3 protein-coding genes and 1 pseudogene are annotated in these 1,973 nt (G+C 38.5%); 2 read left to right on the forward strand and 2 right to left on the reverse strand.

Annotated elements, in window-relative coordinates; genetic code table 11:
* Positions 1 to 329 precede the first annotated feature (329 nt).
* Both ACGF5R_RS23815 and ACGF5R_RS23820 read left to right on the forward strand, forming a co-directional pair.
* On the forward strand, positions 330 to 614 hold the full coding sequence (locus tag ACGF5R_RS23815) for a hypothetical protein (RefSeq protein ID WP_387693091.1): 285 nt from the start codon (positions 330 to 332) through the stop codon (positions 612 to 614).
* A 183-nt stretch (positions 615 to 797) separates the two neighbouring features.
* Positions 798 to 944: a hypothetical protein gene (locus ACGF5R_RS23820; RefSeq protein ID WP_157866898.1), complete on the forward strand. Its 147-nt coding sequence runs from the start codon at positions 798 to 800 to the stop codon at positions 942 to 944.
* Positions 945 to 1,102: 158 nt separating this feature from the next.
* Here ACGF5R_RS23820 and ACGF5R_RS23825 read toward each other — a convergent pair whose 3' ends face one another.
* Positions 1,103 to 1,687, reverse strand: coding sequence for a helix-turn-helix domain-containing protein (locus tag ACGF5R_RS23825; protein ID WP_387693092.1), 585 nt, complete (start codon positions 1,685 to 1,687; stop codon positions 1,103 to 1,105).
* Positions 1,688 to 1,802: 115 nt separating this feature from the next.
* Positions 1,803 to 1,973 (reverse strand): annotated as a pseudogene (locus tag ACGF5R_RS23830) (IS630 family transposase); the annotation flags it as partial.

Below are 1,973 nucleotides of genomic sequence, written 5' to 3' on the forward strand. Positions count from 1 at the left end.
TCGGTCAGTTGTGTATAGGCCATAGTGCATTTTCCTTTGGCGAGAAAGATGCCTACTATAGCAACTGACCGCCCTTCTGAAAAATTGCACTTATTAGTCGAATCTGCCTAATATGATTATTTTCTGGTTAGGTTAGCTAAAAGTCTGAGCTGCGTCTATGGTGTAACTGTGTATAACGCTTATTAAACGAAAAGTTAGTAGTTGTATTTTTAACCTGTCGATATTTTTAGTTTGCTATTCAGCTTCATGTTTATTATGAGCTTTTGTCAATACGTATAGATTGCTGTAAGATAACAATATTCATTTCTTCGTCTACCTATAATAAGCTAATGCCAACTTTTCATCAGACAGGATTTATTGAGGCTACTGTTGGAGAAATCCAGTATCACCGGTTTGATTTTTCTGTAGAAGATCATGATTTTGTGATGATTTTTTCCGCTGTTGAAATATCTGATGTTGAATACCTCCAGATGCGCTCGGAAGAGGTCGGTTTTTCCATCCCTGAGCGTTGCTATGATGTAAGTTTGACCGTCTGGAGAATTTTGACAGTGGTGATTTCTACGCACCACCGCCACCAGATGCTATTTTCAGTAAGCTTGGGTATCAGGGCTTGATGAGGTTGGGTAAAGCATTTAGCGAGATTATCGGTCTACACTATCAATTTTATGATGCTAAGGCATATTTTGCTATGGCGGAAACGCGAAAGCTTAAGAGTTTTTATGGTCGAATTTTACAGCGGCCTAATGTTGATGTACCATATGAAATTATCATCAATTTAGGTGAGATGGGGAGAGGTTATGCAATCAAAACGCCAAGTTTCTGAACTTAAGCAAATGTCCATAAGAGAGCGCAAAATCGAGGGCATGCGCCGTGCCAAAGCTGCTTTCGAGCTGGCTGAGCGTTCTGGTACGTTAACAAAGCGCCCTGTTGTCATTGAGTGCTGATTTCTCTGTTATATCGATAGTGCTCCATCCAATCACTCCCTTTATTGAGTAGTGATAGGGTTTTGGGGCCAAGTAATTTAATCTGTTCAGTTGTTTCAGTATCCACATCCACTCTAGCTCCTCTCTCTGTTTCAATATGCCTCGTTTTTAGATTGTGTTTAATTTTTGTTTGTTTCTTTACTTACAAGTGTAGTGATACAGCGTAAAATTTCTTTATCTGTTGATTCATTCCCAGCTAAAGCTATCTTTATTGTTTGTTTAAGAGTTTCTCTAATAGGCAATTCATTGATGGTATCTTCAATTGTAGATGTCTTGGTTTTAGGAGGCTCAGCAAGTATCCCTTCTATACCTTTGCGATGAATTAGTTTTATTAATGCATCCATATCCCTATCTTCCAATGAATCTAAAATAGATTGCCATGCTGTGCTTCTTTCCGTTGAGCTTTTTAGTTGTTCATGAATGGTTGTGGTTTGATTGTGAGGTTGTAACTGGTGATCACCAGTTGCAAGCCAATCTAGGGTGACACCTTCAATATCGCAGATTGATTGAGCTACATTGAGAGCAGGGATTGAGTCCCTTATGATGTAGTTATTCAGTGTTGAATACGATAATCCCCATTCTTTAGCTGCAGTTCTTACACTACGGCTGCCGATAAGATAAAGAAGTCTCTCCTTAAAGGTTTCTTTTCGGTCTTGTTCAAAAGAATCCATATTATGCTGTGCTTCCTTTCTCTTTTTAACCATATAACCACCTGAAAAAACAGATTTCCTGAAATTAATAAGTGAAACTATCTCAATTGAGTTAATGTTTTCTTTTAAAGGTCTCAATTTAGATCTATACTATACTCTAAATAAGAATTCATAATGATGCTACACCGATTTTATTCATTCCTGGTTTTTGCTGTGCTGAAATCGACGTCAAGAAAGCATCAACATAACTTAGCAATCGCCACATAGATTGGCCGCTGTGGTTCCGGGTGACTGTCTCATGCAACGATTGCCAGAGCCGTTCTATTTTATTCAACCAGGG

This window comes from Photorhabdus sp. RM71S, assembly GCF_042879355.1.
Lineage (GTDB): Bacteria > Pseudomonadota > Gammaproteobacteria > Enterobacterales > Enterobacteriaceae > Photorhabdus > Photorhabdus kayaii.

Coding starts and splice junctions, on each gene's coding strand:
- ACGF5R_RS23815 (WP_387693091.1), top strand. CDS start 330: ATGCCAACTTTTCATCAGACAGGATTTATTGAGGCTACTGTTGGAGAA.
- ACGF5R_RS23820 (WP_157866898.1), top strand. CDS start 798: ATGCAATCAAAACGCCAAGTTTCTGAACTTAAGCAAATGTCCATAAGA.
- ACGF5R_RS23825 (WP_387693092.1), bottom strand. CDS start 1,687: ATGGTTAAAAAGAGAAAGGAAGCACAGCATAATATGGATTCTTTTGAA.